The sequence below is a fragment of the Bacteroides sp. OM08-11 genome, from assembly GCF_003438665.1.
GTDB lineage: Bacteria > Bacteroidota > Bacteroidia > Bacteroidales > Bacteroidaceae > Bacteroides > Bacteroides cutis.
This window is the reverse complement of sequence record NZ_QSTJ01000003.1, coordinates 311572-329217: the sequence shown is the minus strand read 5'-3', so window position 1 is coordinate 329217 and position 17646 is coordinate 311572. Positions and strand designations below refer to the sequence as shown.

The window sequence follows — 17646 nt, the reverse complement described above, 5'->3', positions numbered from 1 at the left end:
CTTTGTAAGAAATTTAATGATAATTTAGGGGCATAGTACCCCAGCAAATTCCCATTTATAATATCTCAAGATATGACCAACAAAATACAGTCTCCCATCATACACCTCCAGCAGCACCAGTTCTTGCTACGTATGGAATACGAATACGAGAAAGAGGAGTTTAAACGGCAGACCGAAAATATGGGTGTTGCCCGGAAAGTGAAACGTGGACTTTGCTGGTATCCTATTTCTTCTGGACGAAGTTACTACAATTCACTCAATCAGTTGGTAATAGAAATTACACATTCGGAAGAGACTGACATAGAACACAATTTTGAATTCGGGCGTCCCGTCGTTTTTTTCCGTCAATCCGTCGACGGAAAAATCACCTATATGAATTTTATTGCTACTGTCAGTTATGCCGATGAAACTCGTATGGTAGTAGTAATGCCCAGTGCAGGATCCATCATGGAAGTGCAGCAAGCAGAGAATTTGGGTGTACAACTCTATTTTGACGAGACCTCCTATCATACCATGTTCGAAGCGTTGGAAGATGTGCTTCGCGCCAAAGGAAATCGATTGGCAGAATTACGGGATATTTTATTAGGAACATTGAAGGCCGGTTTCCGTGAACTCTATCCTGTACGCTTCCCATGGTTAAATTCAAATCAGGAAACAACAGTCAACAAAGTACTATGTGCCCGTGACGTAGCCGTCGTACACGGTCCTCCGGGAACCGGAAAAACTACCACCCTTGTAGAGGCCATTTACGAAACCTTACATCGAGAGCCACAAGTGATGGTCTGCGCTCAAAGTAATACTGCAGTCGATTGGATATCTGAGAAACTGATAGATAGAGGCGTTAATGTGCTACGTATAGGTAATCCTACACGCGTCAATGATAAAATGCTTTCATTCACTTACGAGCGGCGTTTTGAAAGTCATCCCCTCTACACAGAATTATGGAGTATCCGTAAAAGTTTGCGTGAAATGGGAGGACATGCCCGCCGAGGTAGTTATGAAGAACGGGAAGGAGTACGTAATCGGATGAGCCGCCTTCGCGACCGTGCTACGGCATTGGAAATTCAAATCAATGCTGATCTGTTTGACAGTGCCCATGTCATCGCCTCAACCCTTGTCAGTAGTAATCATCGCCTACTGAATGGACAACATTTCGGTACCTTGTTTATTGATGAAGCCGCTCAAGCTTTGGAAGCTGCCTGCTGGATAGCCATCCGTAAAGCCGACCGAGTAATATTGGCAGGAGATCATTGCCAACTTCCTCCTACTATAAAATGTTATGAAGCCGCCCGTAGTGGATTGGAACGTACATTAATGGAAAAAGTAGTTGCCAATAAACCTGCTGTCGTTTCTTTATTAAAAGTACAATATCGGATGCACGAAGACATCATGCGTTTCTCTTCCGACTGGTTCTACAATGGTGAACTCCAGGCTGCGCCAGAAATACGTCATCGGGGTATATTGGATTGGGATACGTCCATCAGTTGGATTGATACATCGGAGATGGATTTCAAAGAAGAGTTTGTTGGTGAAACGTTTGGACGTATCAACAAAGAAGAAGCCAAGTTGCTACTACAAGAATTGGAAACCTATATCAAGCGGATAGGTGGTGACCGTATTCTGGATGAACGAATTGATTTCGGAATAATCTCCCCCTATAAAGCACAGGTACAATATCTCCGGAATAAAATTAAAACAAGTTCTGCCCTCCGTCCTTACCGCAATCTATTCACCGTAAATACCGTCGATGGTTTTCAAGGACAAGAGCGTGATATTATTTTCATCAGTCTGGTAAGAGCAAACGAAGATGGCCAAATCGGATTTCTGAATGATCTGCGCCGAATGAATGTAGCTATAACAAGAGCACGAATGAAACTGGTGATATTAGGAGAAGCAACAACATTGAGCTATCATGTTTTTTATAAGAAATTGATAGAATATATAAAAAAAACTTCCCTATAATACTATTTACAGGGAAGTTTTTCTCATCTGTTCTATCCTATATAACAAGAATTAGTTATTTTCCGGACGGAGTTTACGAACGGTAACAGCAGTCTGCCACATCTCACTTTCGCGCAATGCTTTCAGTTCTTCGTTCAGTTTCTCACGATAATCAGGCTGAGAATTACTATCGATAGAAATCTGAGCTTCATTACCACTCTTCACACTTGCATACAATTTCTGAACAACCGGTTTGATAGCATCGTGGAACGGAGTCATCCAATCCAGAGCACCACGTTGAGCAGTAGTCGAACAGTTGGCATACATCCAGTCCATGCCATTCTTAGCAAACAAAGGCATCAAAGACTGAGTCAGTTCTTCAACTGTTTCATTGAATGCTTCAGAAGGGGTATGACCATTTTCACGCAGCACCTCATATTGAGCCAACAGTAATCCTTGAATGGCACCCATCAAAGAGCCACGTTCACCGGTAAGGTCAGAAGTAGCTTCACGAACGAAAGTTGTTTCAAACATATAACCAGAACCGATACCGATACCCAGTGCCAGAGTTCTGTCTAATGCCTTACCGGTAGCATCCTGATAGATTGCGTATGAAGAATTCAAGCCACGACCTTCAAGGAACATGGTGCGGAGAGAAGTGCCCGATCCTTTAGGAGCCACCATAATAACATCAATATCTTTTTGAGGAACAACACCTGTACGGTCACTCCAAGTAATAGCGAAACCATGCGAGAAGTAAAGAGCCTTTCCGGGAGTCAAATAAGGTTTGATAGTCGGCCATACAGACATTACAGCTGCATCAGACAACAAACACATAATAATAGTACCTTTCTGACAAGCTTCTTCAATACCGAACAGAGTTTCACCCGGTACCCATCCGTCAGCCACCGCTTTGTCAAAAGTTTTACCTTGACGCTGTCCAACAATTACATTGAAGCCATTGTCACGCAAATTGCAAGCCTGACCAGGCCCCTGCACACCGTAACCGATAACTGCGATTGTTTCATCTTTCAAAATCTCACGTGCTTTTTCCAAAGGAAATTCTTCGCGGGTTATTACATTTTCCATAACACCACCAAAATTCAATTGTGCCATTTTTTGTTTAATTTTTATTTGTGGCTTACGCCAACTGATTGATTAATATATTTATTTCTCTGTAAATATCACTTTCGAACGACATACCACCTCTCCGGCATTCTTTTTCACCTCTATTTCATACACACCGTTACCAACATCATCCTTATAGAAAGTGAGCACATCGCCATAGTAACTCTCTGCCACGTATGCCATCTCGAAACGGCGTATCCTGCTCTTTTTATAAAATTCTATCGGGAACAGGTCAAGGATATGCTCAATATAACGAATACTGTTTACATGCCCGTTGATATCGATATCACTATATTTAGCTTCCAAAATGGTAGAGGGTTCCGTAGCCGTCACCTTAATACGCGAAGGCTTTTCTATGGGGCAAGACTCGTCACAGACATAGTCTACGATACTACCACCATGTAGCGCCAGCAAATCGGCAGGTTTACGAGTATTCATACTGATCATTGCCCATACCGAGCGCGCATAACCAATCTTCTTACCATCCTTATCGATAATTGCAAAGTTACGATCCGTAAAAAGACGATATACATTCTCTACCCAAGTCTGAATGGAAAAGTCTTCATACTGATAAGGCATTTCATCCAATTCAATAGCCAGACGAGACAAAACCCACGTATAATTATCTTCATTCAACGTAGCGATACCAAAGCCACGGTCACTGGCATGAAATCCAGCACAATTCAACAAATGGTTACCAAGCACACCCATGGTCAAACGCCCGGTAAAATCCACATGAAACGGTTCCGCCACAAATTTATATGTACCTATTTTATTATTCTCACTCATTATTCTTGTTGTTCTTTACTTTGACGATATTTCGCTTCACGGTCTGCCAGATATTCATTTACCCGCTCAAAACAACTGGTTGTAATAGCTATCCGACCGGAACGCACAAATTGGAGCACACAATCCAAAGTTCTCAACTCTTCATATAAGTTGGTAATTTCCTCACTCATACCATTCTTTTCCACTATGGAAAACACGGAATTCACCTCTACAATCCGGGCATTATACTTGCGTATTACCTTAGAAACCTCCGGCTTTTCTTCAAGTGTAGGCGTAGTTATTTTATAAAGCGCAATTTCATGCTGATAGATTTCATCATCCGTAAAGTAGTGAGCCTGCAGTACATCTATCTTTTTACTGATTTGCTTTGTCACCTTTTCGATAGTATCTTTATCTGTCCACGCGGTAATGGTATATTTATGTACTCCTTTAATGGAAGATGCCGAAACATTCAAGCTTTCTATATTTATCTGGCGACGGGTGAATACAGCCGTCACTTGATTCAGCAAACCGGCGAAATTCTCCGAATGAACGATAATTGTATATAATGTTTTGTTCATTTCTCTAATTACTAATTACAAGTTACTAATTACAAGGCTGCTGTTTACGATTACAAACTTTCAAGTTCTCCAAAGTGTCACTTATCCGTAATTTGTAATTATCTCAGCACTCCAACAACATCTGATTAACCGAACCTCCCGGAGGAGTCATTGGCAACACATTACCTTCTTCTTCTACACAAGCCTCCAAAAGGAAAGGACCATCTGTTGCAATCATTTCATTAATAGCCTGTTCCAACTCTTCACGATTGAATACCCGGCGTGCCGGAATATCGTATGCAGATGCTATTTTCATATAATCAGGATTCTGCATCGGCGTAAACGAATAACGACGATTGAAGAACATGGCTTGCCACTGACGAACGTTACCCAAGAAGTTATTGTTCAGCAAAATCATCTTAACCGGAGCTTTTTGTTCCATCACCGTACCCAGTTCCTGTAAATTCATCTGTAAACCACCATCTCCCATAAATACACACACCATACGGTCGGGGCTTCCAAAAGTAGCACCGATAGCGGCAGGAAGGCCAAACCCCATAGTACCCAATCCGCCGGAAGTAACGATACTACGTTCCTTGCTATATTTAAAATAACGTGCAGACATCATCTGATTTTGACCGACATCAGTCACCAAGATAGCTTCATTATTTGTAGCCTCACTCACTGCACGTACCACTTCACCCATATTCAGCGCATCACCTACCGGATGGAGCTCCGGACGGATTACCTTCTCCTCCTCCACCTCCTCATATGGAATAAAGCTATCCAGCCATTCCTTATGTTCCGCAGGTTTCAAAAGCCTGGTAACAGCCGCCAAGGTTTCCTTACAGTCACCCAATACGGCAACATTTGTCTTTACATTCTTATCTATTTCCGCAGGATCGATATCAAAATGAATAACCTTTGCCTGTTTGGCATATGTATCCAGCTTACCTGTGACACGGTCATCAAAACGCATACCCACAGCTATCAGGACATCACACTTATTGGTATTAATATTCGGTCCCAAATTACCATGCATACCCAACATACCCTTATTTAATGGATGTTCCGTCGGCAATGCCGAAAGTCCCAACAAGGTACAACCGGCTGGCATTCCAGCTTTCTCAATAAAAGTACGAAGTTCTTGCTGCGCATTTCCCAACTCAACACCTTGTCCAACCAACACCAGCGGACGTTCGGCCGCATTAATCAATTCGGCAGCTTTCCGTATCGCTTCCGGTTCCATTTCTGGAACAGGCAGATAACTACGGACATAATCTACTTTTGTCGGTAGATACTCAGTTTTTTCTACCTGAGCATTCTTGGCAAAGTCCAATACAACCGGACCGGGACGACCGCTATTCGCGATATAAAATGCACGAGCCACCGCCCAAGCCACATCTTCGGCACGACGGATTTGATAACTCCACTTAGTAATAGGCTGTGTAATACCTACTAAATCCACCTCTTGAAAAGCATCCGTACCCAGAAAATTGGTTCCCACTTGACCGGCAATAACGACTATCGGAGTACTGTCAATCATGGCATCTGCAATACCTGTTACAGTATTAGTAGCGCCCGGGCCACTGGTAACCAAGCATACCCCCACTTCACCGGATACACGTGCAAAGCCCTGTGCGGCATGGGTAGCTCCCTGTTCATGGCGAACCAGAATATGATTTAAATTCTTTCTGTGATCATATAAAGCATCGAATACCGGCATAATACTACCACCCGGATAACCGAAAATGGTTTTTACTCCCTGATATTCCAAGGAGCGCATCAATGCCTCTGCGCCTGTTATTAAGTTTTCCATATCTATATTTACGATTTGACTATTTACGATTGAAACTCGTTTTTATATATTCATTAGTCAATCAACCTTACTGCCCCCTTATCTGCCGAACTCACCATGCTGGCGTATGCTTTCAGTGCTTTCGATACTTCCCGATCACGTGTTACCGGCGTCATAGGACGTGCAGCAAGTTCTTCATCCGTCAGTTTTACATTGATAGAACGGTTAGGTATATCGATTTCGATAATGTCACCATCCTGAATTTTACCAATATTCCCCCCGGCTGCCGCTTCAGGAGAAATATGTCCGATACTCAGACCGGAAGTACCACCACTGAAACGTCCATCAGTAATCAATGCACATTCCTTGCCTAAATGACGGGACTTGATATAAGAGGTAGGATAAAGCATTTCTTGCATGCCCGGACCACCTTTGGGTCCCTCATTGGTAATGACGACTACATCACCACTGACGACCTTTCCTCCCAATATCCCCTCACAAGCCGCTTCTTGCGAATCAAAGACTTTAGCCGGGCCGGTGAATTTCCAAATGTTTTCGTCCACACCTGCCGTCTTCACAACACAACCATCTTGAGCGATGTTACCTTTCAAAACGGCCAACCCGCCATCCTTACTGTATGCGTGTTCCAAATCGCGAATACAACCTTCGGCACGGTCAGTATCCAATTCCTTATAAACTGCATCTTGTGAACCCAGTTCCAGATTGAATTTTCCACCGGGTGCACTGGAGTATTTCCTAATCGCTTTTTTACAAACATTCGGACTGGTAATGCAATATTGATCAATCACCTCAGCCAACGTCATTCCATCTACGCGCCCTACGCTCGTATCTACCAAACCGGCTTTAGCCAGTTCCGCCATAATGGCAACGATACCCCCGGCACGATTCACATCCTGTACATGATATTTCTGGGTATTCGGCGCTACTTTGCACAAACAGGGAGTCTTGCGGGACAACTTGTCAATATCATCCATATTGAAATCTGCTTCGGCTTCATGAGCCACTGCCAATAGATGAAGTACCGTATTGGTAGAACCTCCCATGGCGATATCCAATGTCATGGCATTCAAGAAGGCCTGACGGGTAGCGATACTGCGGGGCAATACACTTTCGTCCCCCTCATCATAATATTTATAGGCATTTTCTACGATTAACTTAGCGGCATCCTTGAACAGTTTCTTACGATTTTCATGGGTAGCTACAATCGTACCGTTACCGGGCAAAGCCAACCCGATTGCCTCGTTCAGGCAGTTCATCGAATTAGCCGTAAACATACCGGAACAACATCCACAAGTAGGGCAAGCGTGTTGCTCAATCTTGGCAACCTCTTTATCGCTCACGCTTTCATCGGCCGATTTAATCATGGCGTCAATCAAATCCAGATGTCGCCCATTCCATTCACCGGCCTCCATCGGGCCACCGGAAACAAATACAGTAGGAATATTCAACCGCATGGCAGCCATCAGCATCCCCGGAGTAATCTTATCGCAGTTACTGATACAAACCATCGCATCCGCTTTATGCGCATTCACCATATATTCCACGCTATCTGCAATGATATCACGTGAAGGCAGCGAATACAACATGCCGTCATGTCCCATAGCGATACCGTCATCAATGGCAATGGTGTTGAATTCAGCGGCAAAGCATCCCAATTTTTCTATCTCCTCCTTTACAAACTGACCTATTTCATGCAGATGTACATGACCGGGAACAAATTGTGTAAACGAGTTAACTATTGCGATGATGGGTTTGCCCACCTGTTCTTTCTTCATACCATTGGCTGTCCACAATGCACGAGCCCCTGCCATACGGCGACCTTGTGTGCTGAACGAACTGCGTAACTGATGTTTCATCTTATCTATCTCCTTTTAATGAAAAAAGCCTCCCTCACAAGTGAGAAAGGCTTAATAAATATCTTATAACGTACATATACATACATAACCTCTCTCACGCTCTTGATGCCACGACCACGACGCGAATAATATGCAAGACTGCCAGGTTAATAGATGTATGTAAATTCATAACTTATAATATCTTTAAAATTCTTCGTTGTTATTCCGCTTAATTGTGCTGCAAAGGTAAATGCTTTTTTATAAACTCCAAACAAATTGAAGAAAAAAATAAGAAAAACATGAATAATCGTAAGGAAACAGAGTCTTTAAATCTTATTTTATCACCAATAGATCTATTTTCTGTGCTCAAATATAACTTACTTACATTTTTTATTATACACCCTCTGATTAACGACAAATTGCCCTTATCTTTGCTTGAAAGTAAAGATAAAGCTGTACTCCAACATAAAAAAATAAGCCCGCATATTTTATTCTGCATTCAAATTGCACTATCTTTGTCACTCCTTTCTATATTAAAAGGAAGAAGTTTGATAATTAATAAAGAACAAGAATTAATGGAAACAGTAGAAAACAAGTACATCACCGTAGCATATAAGCTGTACTCAATCGAAGACGGAGAAAGAGATTTTGAGGAAGAAGCATCCGCAGACCATCCCTTCCAGTTCATTTCCGGTTTGGGTTTAACTTTGGAAGCTTTCGAGAACCAAGTAAAAGATTTGAAGCCGGGTGATAAATTCGATTTCACAATTCCGGCTGACGAAGCATACGGAGCATACGATGACGAACACGTTATAGATCTCCCCAAAGACATTTTCGTTGTTGAAGGTAAATTCGATGACGAACGCGTAATTGAAGGAGCAGTTATTCCTTTGATGACCGCTGAAGGACAACGCATCAACGGAAGTGTAGTAGAAGTCAAGGAAGACGTAGTTGTAATGGACATGAATCATCCTTTAGCAGGTTGTGACCTGAACTTTACCGGTGAGGTCGTTGAAAGCCGTCCGGCTACCAACGAAGAACTGGCAGAAGTTGCCCGTATGATGAGTGGGGGTGGTTGTAGTTGCGGTTGTGATGACTGTGGCGGAGGATGTGGTGACCACGATCATGGATGTGGTGAAGGATGCTGCCATTAAGAAATTGAGAATTAAAAAATAAGAGCTGCGCAATGTTCGAATAATAATTAACTTAAACAGCGTAGCTCTTATTTTTTAATTCTCAATTTTCTAATTTTTCCCCGTCATTATTTCCAGCACCAGTCTATCAGTCTCATTCATTCCTTTTGAACCAATCTTGGTCAGATTACGAATGCTCTGGTCCACATCCTCATCAATGATACCTTCTACAGAAGTAACACAACGGTTCTCCATCGCCATAATAGCAGAAAGGACAGCAGTAGCCACCCCCGTAGTCACTTTCAAAGCACAACTCGGTTTGGCACCGTCACAAATCATTCCGGTAAGATTGGCAATCATATTCTGAACGGCAAAAGCCACTTGCTCATACGTACCGCCCATCAGCCAGGTAATACCACAACTGGAACCGGTGGCAGCTACCACACAACCACACAAAGCAGACAGACGTCCCAAACTTTGCTTGATATAAATTACCGTCAGATGACTCAACATCAACGCACGAATTAATTCTTCCTCTGATTTTTCATTTTCTTCAGCATAAACCAGTACTGGTAATGTAGCAGATATCCCCTGGTTACCACTTCCCGAATTACTCATAACGGGTATCATGGCACCTGCCATACGGGCATCACACGCTCCTGATGTATAAGACAAAATATGAGAGAACACACTGTCTCCCATCACTTTATGTTCATATGTGCCACGCAACATCTTTCCCAGCCCATGTCCAAAATCCCCTTCAAACGAACGTTCGGCAGCCGCTTTATTCAAACGGGCGGTCTCCAAAATAAAACTGATCTCCTCTAAAGGAGCCGTCATGGCAAAATCATAAACTTTACGCAAGTTTAAATCTACAGTCTGTTCCTCCTTTCCTCCGTTATTTGTATTTTGCTTATTCAACAGAATATCATTATTCCGGGCTATATATATAAAATTAGTATGTCCCCCGGCTATAATAGCGGTAGCTTTATCCTTTCCCGTCTCGCAACATACCTCAATATAAAGTTTCTCCTCGACATTCTCCTTTAAAGATATGTGTATACGCTTTTCATCCATAAAGCGTTTTCCCTCTTTTACCGCATCCGGCGTGCTGTCTCTCAATACTTCCAGTTGATACTCGGATTTACCGATCAACGCCCCCAAAGCCACTGCAATAGGCAACCCTATCATTCCCGTACCGGGTATCCCTACCCCCATAGCATTCTTCAGGATATTAGCACTCAGCAAAACATTTACCTTTTCCGGTTTCATACCCAATGTTTCAGCAGCTTTTGCCACACAAAGAGCCACCGCAATGGGCTCGGTACACCCGATTGCCGGAATAACCTCGCATTTTACCAACTCTATTATTCGCTTTCTTTCGGTTTCTGTCATCACTTCTTCAGGTTTTTATCATGCAAAAATAGCAAAAAGGATTGGAGAAATACTTTAATTACAAAAAAGAAACCTAACTTTGTCGGCAAAATTTCGTTTTCATAAAGTTGTAAAGACTTTAATTAGCAAACAGTTATTAACTAAACAGAAAAGTATGAGACTTAAAAATCTGATAGCCTATCTCTTTTTAGGCTTCGTAGCGGTATCATGTATTCAAGATGAGGCCCCAAATGCGGAAGCAGATATAGAAAGCTGTACAGTTCCGGGTGATGTGTTGAACCGTGACCCTATTGTTGGAAATGAGCAAATTGTTTTACCCTTAAAAAAAGGAGCGGATATTACAAAACTTGCTCCCGAATTTACGCTAACAGAAGGTGCAACCATCGAACCCGCAAGTGGAACTGTACGTGACTTTACCAACCCACAGAAATATACAGTTACTTCACAAGATAAAAACTGGAAGAAAGTATATGAAGTAAGCGCTATATTTTCCGGTATTCCAACTTCTTACCATTTTGAAGAGACAATTCCGTATAAAAATAAAAATGGAGAAACCATATACTACAACTTCAGGGAAACAGATGCTATAGGTAATTATCTGAATTGGACTAACGCCAACGAGGGTTTCGATTATACAGGTGTAAAGGCCGAACCGAATGATTATCCAACCAGTCCCGCTCCTAATGGAGTAAAAGGGAATTGCGTAAAACTAACAACAAAAAGTACAGGTGATTTAGGTGCTAAACTCAAAATGTACATTGCTGCCGGAAACTTATTTACCGGTAGTTTCAAGATTGTTATTCCAGAGGTAGTAAAAGCGACTAAATTTGGTGTTCCTTTCACTCATATTCCAACTTCACTCAAAGGTTACTATAAATATAAAGCCGGAACAGAATTCACTGTAGACGGAAAACCGGTTTCCGATAGAAAAGATATTTGCGACATTTACGGTGTATTCTATGAAACGGACGACTACGTAAAAACGCTGGATGGAACAAACATATTTACAAGCCCAAAAATCATTTCTATTGCACGTATCAACAATGCAAAAGAAACCGATCAATGGACAGAATTTAATATTCCATTCATCACACAACCAGGTAAGACTGTAGATCTTCAAAAGTTGGATGATGGAAAATATAATTTGGCTATTGTATTCTCCTCAAGTATAAAAGGAGATTTATTTGAAGGAGCAGTCGGTAGTACTTTATATATCGACGAAGTAGAATTGAGTTATACAGACAATGTAAACGAATAAATATGAAAAGATATATATTACTTTTTTGCTTGGCATTTATCGGCACAGTAGTAAAACTACAGGCACAAGAAGATCGCAATCATGGAATTATCTGGTCTGCCCTACATGGGTTGGAATATGAAGTCAGAGCTGGTATTAATGTAGGTGGCGCCACTCCCTTACCTTTACCTGAAGAAATCAGAGCTTTAACAGGATATAGTCCCAATGTCAATCTGGCACTTGAAGGACAAATTACAAAATGGCTCGGTAAACAAAAGAAATGGGGTATGATACTGGGGCTTCGACTTGAGAATAAAGGAATGGAAGCCAATGCACGTGTTAAAAATTATGGGATGGAAATCATTGGTGATGGTGGTGAACGACTTTCAGGAAATTGGACAGGAAAAGTAAAAACAAAATTCAGAGCTTCTTATTTTTCTATACCAGTATTGGCTGCTTACCAACTTAGCAAACGCGTAAAACTTAGTGCCGGTCCTTATATCTCATTTAAAACAAGCGGTGATTTCAATGGTTATGTTTCCGAAGGATATTTAAGAAAAGGTGACCCCACAGGAACCAAAGTTGAATTTAAAGATGAGAATACTGCTCCTTATGATTTCTCGGAAGATCTGCGTACATTCCAATGGGGTGTACAAGTAGGAGTTAATTGGAAAGCGTTCAAACGCCTTACTGTACATGGAGACATTGTTTGGGGATTGAATAACATCTTTAAGAAAGATTTCAAAACAATTTCATTCAATATGTATCCTATTTATCTGAATGCAGGGTTTGGATATGCATTCTAAATGTTTAGAATATTCTATCTGGATTTGATTAATAACGTAATAAAAAAAGTCCCGCTTATAATTAGTCGGGACTTTTTATTCCATAGATTATAAGTAATATCTACAATAATTCCCCTTACGCATGCAATTGAACCGCATCGCGTAAGGGAAATTTCTTAAATCATGTCTTGCAAGATATTTACTCTACAGCCAAATATTTCACATACAAGCTACTCAAATCAGCTCCCATAAATTGATCTCCCCATTTACTCGGAGTACAAACAATAGCCAATTTATATTTTTTAGAAGCATCATAAGAACCATTTCCAATTTCCTCAAACGGCACAGTCACTTCTACATAATCATTTTTAGCTGTTCCATCAGCCAATGCAGCTCTCAAAATAACTTTCTCGGATGTATTGATGTTAGTACCATCCAAAGTCTCGCTGTAATCACTTACTTCATATAGATAAGCAGCAATAGAGCACTCATCTACCTTACCTTCAACAACTTTGGCTACATTCTTTTTATTTTCTTCTACACTTTGATATACAGTTTCACCCGGAGTATATTTATACTTAAACTTAAAGTTTACAGGTTTCGCATTTTTATAAGGGACACCAAACTTGGTACTCTTCAGTGTATTCTTCGTATCTATTTCAAAGTCTCCTGAAAACAACGTCCCTGATGTTATGGCAGGTATCAGAGTAGGATTAGCCCCTGCCTTATTCAGAGTCTTAAAGGTGGTGATACGGGCAGAACCATCTTCAGCCTTAGTAACCGGAGCACCCGGAGCCGGCAAGTTAATTCCCATCCAAGGCAAAAGTTCGGCTGCCCCGTTTGACGAAGTCAATCCCTTCGGATTTCCATCTACCCATTCTTTCATATCAAAAGTAAAATTCACAAGCCAGCGCTCCACATAAATTGTATAGTCTTTCGAAACATTAGGGTCTTCCGCCAACATGTGATATTGAATGTAGTCATCCTTGCTCTTTAATACGGAGAAATCAATCGGTTTCTTACCATCCACCTGATCTTGAGACAAATATACATCTTCCTGACCGTCTCTATGTAACAAAATGTATCCTACGGTACCATTATCGCTAATCTTGTATTTAGGGGTCAAAAGTAAATCTTGATCGGGAGTGTCTCCCCAAACTTTTAACGTTAATGAACCTGACGCCGTCTCTTGCCCCATAATTACATTACTCGTAATAGTCATTTCTTCCATACTTACAGTCTGACTTTCAACTACATTTACCCCCTTGAAAGCGACCTTTACTTTCAACATACCCAACGCATCAATATCCAGTGCCAACGTCATATCGTCACCAATAATGGCACCTTTCAAATTAGCAGTCACTTCACCTATGGGGTCTTGTAATTTAATTTTTCTGCCTTTTGCTTCAAAACCATATACATCGCCTCTCTTCACTACAGGAATAGTATCTACATTGATATCACCCAACGCTATATCCTCAAAAGCAAAGTTTTTAATGTGCAATTTTACCATTGCAGTATCTCTCTTTTCCATTTTATAAGAATATGGTTTCTCAATATATACACGCTGCACCATGCTTACAGGATTAGGAATGTTGGAAACATCAATGTTCATATCACCTCTATATACCTTCTTATAAAAGGAAGTCACATTCACTATATCACCCTCAATCTCGGTCAAAGTAACATCAGCCGTCAATACTTTTTCATCAACCGTACCTTCAACCTTCACATTATATCCGGAAACATCATCTGACATCTCACCGGATAATTTACTAATATACATACTTCTGGTTTCTGCGGCAAAAGTTGCATTAGGAATTTTAAATTCTTCAACACCCGGAACAATATTACTCAGAATAATAGTTACTTTATCAGTACTTTCACCTTTAGCAAGTTCAATCTTAGCACCTTCAGTAGTTTCTGCTCCACTAACTGTCAGTTTCAAATCATCTCCTGAATATTCCGCTACAATATCTTCAACAGTAGGTGGAACTTCCGGTTTTTCATCATCGCTACAAGCAATGAACAGACTCATTGAACAGATCAATGCAAACAAATAAAACAATTTTTTTTTCATATAAATACTTGTTTAGTTAATAGAATACTCCTATATAAGAAGCAGTTTATTTTCTCTTTTTATACAAAGGCGCAAAGTAACACTTTTTACATAACCTTCACAAGGTCTTTTCTATAAAAAGGATGTTCTTTTTTTAATATCACAATAAATTCCCAGACTATATATCCTGAGTTACTATACAAACTAATTCTATTCATATCCAGCAAAAAGACACATAAGTTCAAGTAAAACCTACTTCAAGCCCTTCAAAAACTTTCGTTTTTACAATATAAACTATAAACAAAAGCTTCATTTACAATTTACTTAGCATGATGGGAAACTTTTTTCTTTCACAAGAAATATATTTTCCCTATAACTGACAGATATTTTTTATATCCCCCAAAAAGGAAAAAGAGAGATTTATTATCATTTTTGCAACGTTTTACAAAATTAATTGTTACCTTTAATGAGTCAAAAGCCTTTTATCCAGGTTATATTGGCACATTAACTTCATATATAAACCCTTAAAGCAATTGATATGTTCAACTCATTCGGCAATATTCTCCGCCTTACAAGTTTTGGAGAATCACACGGTAAAGGTATCGGAGGTGTAATAGATGGATTTCCGGCAGGTATTACCATTGATATGGATTTTGTACAAGCAGAACTCGATCGCCGTCGTCCCGGACAATCGCGTATCACTACCTCGCGTAAAGAATCTGACAAAGTAGAATTCCTTTCGGGTATATTCGAAGGGAAATCTACAGGTTGTCCCATTGGTTTCATCGTATGGAACGAAAACCAACACTCCAATGATTATAACAATTTGAAGGAAATTTATCGTCCCTCTCATGCCGACTATACTTATAAGGTGAAATACGGCATTCGCGATCATCGGGGAGGCGGACGTTCTTCTGCCCGTGAAACAATCTCTCGCGTGGTGGCAGGCGCATTGGCCAAAATTGCGTTAAAACAACTGGGCATACAAATCACCGCATATACGTCGCAGGTAGGCCCCATCAAATTAGAAAATAACTATACAGCGTATGATCTCGACTTAATTGAGACTAACCCGGTGCGTTGTCCCGACCCGGAAAAGGCAAAAGAAATGGAAGAACTCATCTTCAAGATAAAAGGGGAAGGCGATACTATCGGCGGCGTAGTGACATGTGTTGTCAAAGGATGCCCTATCGGTTTGGGACAACCGATTTACGGTAAACTTCAGTCCGCCCTTGCCGCCGGTATGCTCAGTATCAACGCAGCAAAAGCATTCGAATATGGCGAGGGGTTCAAAGGTCTGAAGATGAAAGGTTCGGAACAAAACGACGTATTCTATAATAATAACGGACGTATTGAAACACTTACCAACCATTCCGGAGGTATTCAAGGAGGCATCAGCAACGGACAGGACATTTATTTCCGCGTAGCCTTTAAACCGGTGGCAACGGTACTGATGGAACAACATACCGTGAATATGGATGGCATAGACACTACTCTCAAGGCACGCGGACGCCATGATCCATGCGTTTTACCCCGTGCTGTGCCTATTGTGGAAGCTATGACGGCGATGACGCTACTTGATTATTATTTGATAGACCGCACCACACAACTGTAACCTTATGGAAATAAAGAAATATATATCCGAGAACGAGCCTAAGATGCTGGAAGAGTTGTTCAGTCTTATCCGTATTCCCAGTATCAGTGCAAAACCCGAACATCATGACGATATGCTGGCATGCGCGGAACGTTGGGCGCAATTGTTGCTGGAAGCAGGAGCGGATGAGGCCCTCGTGATGCCGTCGGCAGGAAATCCGATCGTATTCGGACAAAAGATGATAGACCCGGAAGCTAAAACGGTATTGATATATGCACATTATGACGTAATGCCTGCCGAACCTTTGGAACTTTGGAAGAGTAACCCCTTTGAACCGGAGATACGCGACGGACATATCTGGGCACGCGGTGCAGATGATGACAAAGGACAATCGTTTATACAGGTAAAGGCTTTTGAGTATCTGGTAAAGAATAGCCTGCTGACTCACAATGTAAAATTCATATTTGAAGGAGAAGAAGAAATCGGTTCACCCAGTCTGGAAGGTTTCTGCAAAGAACATAAAGAGCTGCTGAAAGCAGACGTCATACTGGTTTCGGATACCAGTATGCTGGGCACAGACCTGCCTTCACTGACCACCGGACTGCGGGGATTGGCCTATTGGGAAATAGAAGTTACCGGTCCGAACCGTGACCTGCACTCTGGACATTTCGGTGGTGCGGTGGCCAATCCGATCAATGTGCTTTGCCAAATGATAAGTAAAGTGACAGATGCCGATGGACGTATCACCGTTCCCGGTTTCTATGATGACGTGGAAGAGGTTCCGCAGGCAGAACGGGAAATGATTGCACACATCCCCTTCGACGAAGATAAATACAAAAAGGCAATCGGTGTGAAGTCTCTTTTTGGAGAAAAGGGATACAGTACGCTGGAGCGTAACAGTTGCCGTCCGTCTTTCGATGTTTGCGGCATCTGGGGCGGATATACGGGTGAAGGTTCAAAGACGGTACTCCCGTCAAAGGCATACGCCAAGGTATCGTGCCGGTTGGTTCCTCATCAGGATCATCACAAAATATCACAGTTATTTGCAGATTATATCATGAGTATTGCCCCTGATACCGTTCAGGTAAAAGTAACGCCGATGCACGGTGGGCAGGGATATGTATGTCCTATTACATTGCCCGCCTATCAGGCTGCCGAAAAGGGATTTACCAAAGCATTCGGAAAGAAACCGCTGGCGGTACGCCGTGGAGGAAGCATTCCCATCATCTCTACGTTTGAGCAAGTATTGGGTATCAAGACGGTATTGATGGGATTTGGACTGGAGTCAAACGCCATTCACTCGCCCAACGAAAATATTCCGTTGGATATTATGAGAAAAGGCATTGAAGCAGTTGTAGAGTTTCATCTGAATTACTAAAATGAAAGTTTCTT

At 41.5% G+C, this 17646-nt stretch carries 13 protein-coding genes; 6 read left to right on the top strand and 7 right to left on the bottom strand.

Annotated elements, in window-relative coordinates; genetic code table 11:
- Positions 1–72 precede the first annotated feature (72 nt).
- On the top strand, positions 73–1962 hold the full coding sequence (locus DXC10_RS07855; RefSeq protein WP_233519892.1) for an AAA domain-containing protein: 1890 nt from the start codon (positions 73–75) through the stop codon (positions 1960–1962).
- Positions 1963–2013: 51 nt separating this feature from the next.
- Here the strand turns inward: DXC10_RS07855 and ilvC are convergent, their stop codons facing one another.
- From ilvC to ilvD, 5 genes are all read right to left on the bottom strand, one after another.
- Positions 2014–3057 (bottom strand): ketol-acid reductoisomerase, encoded by a 1044-nt coding sequence (gene ilvC / locus DXC10_RS07850; protein WP_101543959.1) that lies wholly within the window; start codon positions 3055–3057, stop codon positions 2014–2016.
- Between the two features lie 51 nt (positions 3058–3108).
- Complete coding sequence (locus DXC10_RS07845) at positions 3109–3858, bottom strand: acyl-[acyl-carrier-protein] thioesterase (protein ID WP_101543958.1); 750 nt, start codon at positions 3856–3858, stop codon at positions 3109–3111.
- Positions 3858–4418, bottom strand: coding sequence for an acetolactate synthase small subunit (gene ilvN, locus DXC10_RS07840; RefSeq protein ID WP_101543955.1), 561 nt, complete (start codon positions 4416–4418; stop codon positions 3858–3860). The genes DXC10_RS07845 and ilvN overlap by 1 nt, the downstream gene beginning before the upstream one ends.
- 103 nt (positions 4419–4521) lie before the next feature.
- Positions 4522–6216, bottom strand: coding sequence for a biosynthetic-type acetolactate synthase large subunit (gene ilvB / locus DXC10_RS07835; protein ID WP_117737640.1), 1695 nt, complete (start codon positions 6214–6216; stop codon positions 4522–4524).
- Positions 6217–6269: 53 nt separating this feature from the next.
- A complete protein-coding gene (gene ilvD / locus DXC10_RS07830; protein WP_101543950.1) occupies positions 6270–8072 on the bottom strand; it encodes a dihydroxy-acid dehydratase in 1803 nt (600 codons plus the stop codon).
- Positions 8073–8626: 554 nt separating this feature from the next.
- On the opposite strand from ilvD, the gene DXC10_RS07825 reads away from it, so the two are divergent.
- Entirely contained in the window at positions 8627–9205 is a 579-nt protein-coding gene (locus DXC10_RS07825) for a peptidylprolyl isomerase (RefSeq protein ID WP_101544243.1), read from the top strand.
- Between the two features lie 90 nt (positions 9206–9295).
- Here DXC10_RS07825 and DXC10_RS07820 read toward each other — a convergent pair whose 3' ends face one another.
- Positions 9296–10579: a serine dehydratase subunit alpha family protein gene (locus DXC10_RS07820; protein ID WP_101543947.1), complete on the bottom strand. Its 1284-nt coding sequence runs from the start codon at positions 10577–10579 to the stop codon at positions 9296–9298.
- A 154-nt stretch (positions 10580–10733) separates the two neighbouring features.
- Between DXC10_RS07820 and DXC10_RS07815 the strand changes: the two genes are divergently transcribed.
- Positions 10734–11837: a PCMD domain-containing protein gene (locus tag DXC10_RS07815; RefSeq protein WP_117737639.1), complete on the top strand. Its 1104-nt coding sequence runs from the start codon at positions 10734–10736 to the stop codon at positions 11835–11837.
- Positions 11838–11839: 2 nt separating this feature from the next.
- Positions 11840–12622 carry a porin family protein gene (locus DXC10_RS07810; RefSeq protein ID WP_101543944.1) on the top strand — a complete coding sequence of 261 codons (783 nt, stop codon included), beginning with the start codon at positions 11840–11842 and terminating at the stop codon, positions 12620–12622.
- Positions 12623–12800: 178 nt separating this feature from the next.
- On the opposite strand, the gene DXC10_RS07805 is transcribed toward DXC10_RS07810, so the two are convergent.
- The gene (locus DXC10_RS07805) at positions 12801–14681 is read right to left on the bottom strand and encodes a PCMD domain-containing protein (RefSeq protein WP_101543941.1); all 1881 of its coding nucleotides are present in this window, start codon (positions 14679–14681) and stop codon (positions 12801–12803) included.
- Positions 14682–15198: 517 nt separating this feature from the next.
- Here DXC10_RS07805 and aroC point away from each other — a divergent pair.
- On the top strand, positions 15199–16275 hold the full coding sequence (gene aroC, locus DXC10_RS07800; protein ID WP_101543938.1) for a chorismate synthase: 1077 nt from the start codon (positions 15199–15201) through the stop codon (positions 16273–16275).
- Between the two features lie 4 nt (positions 16276–16279).
- Complete coding sequence (locus DXC10_RS07795; RefSeq protein WP_117737638.1) at positions 16280–17632, top strand: dipeptidase; 1353 nt, start codon at positions 16280–16282, stop codon at positions 17630–17632.
- Positions 17633–17646 lie beyond the last annotated feature (14 nt).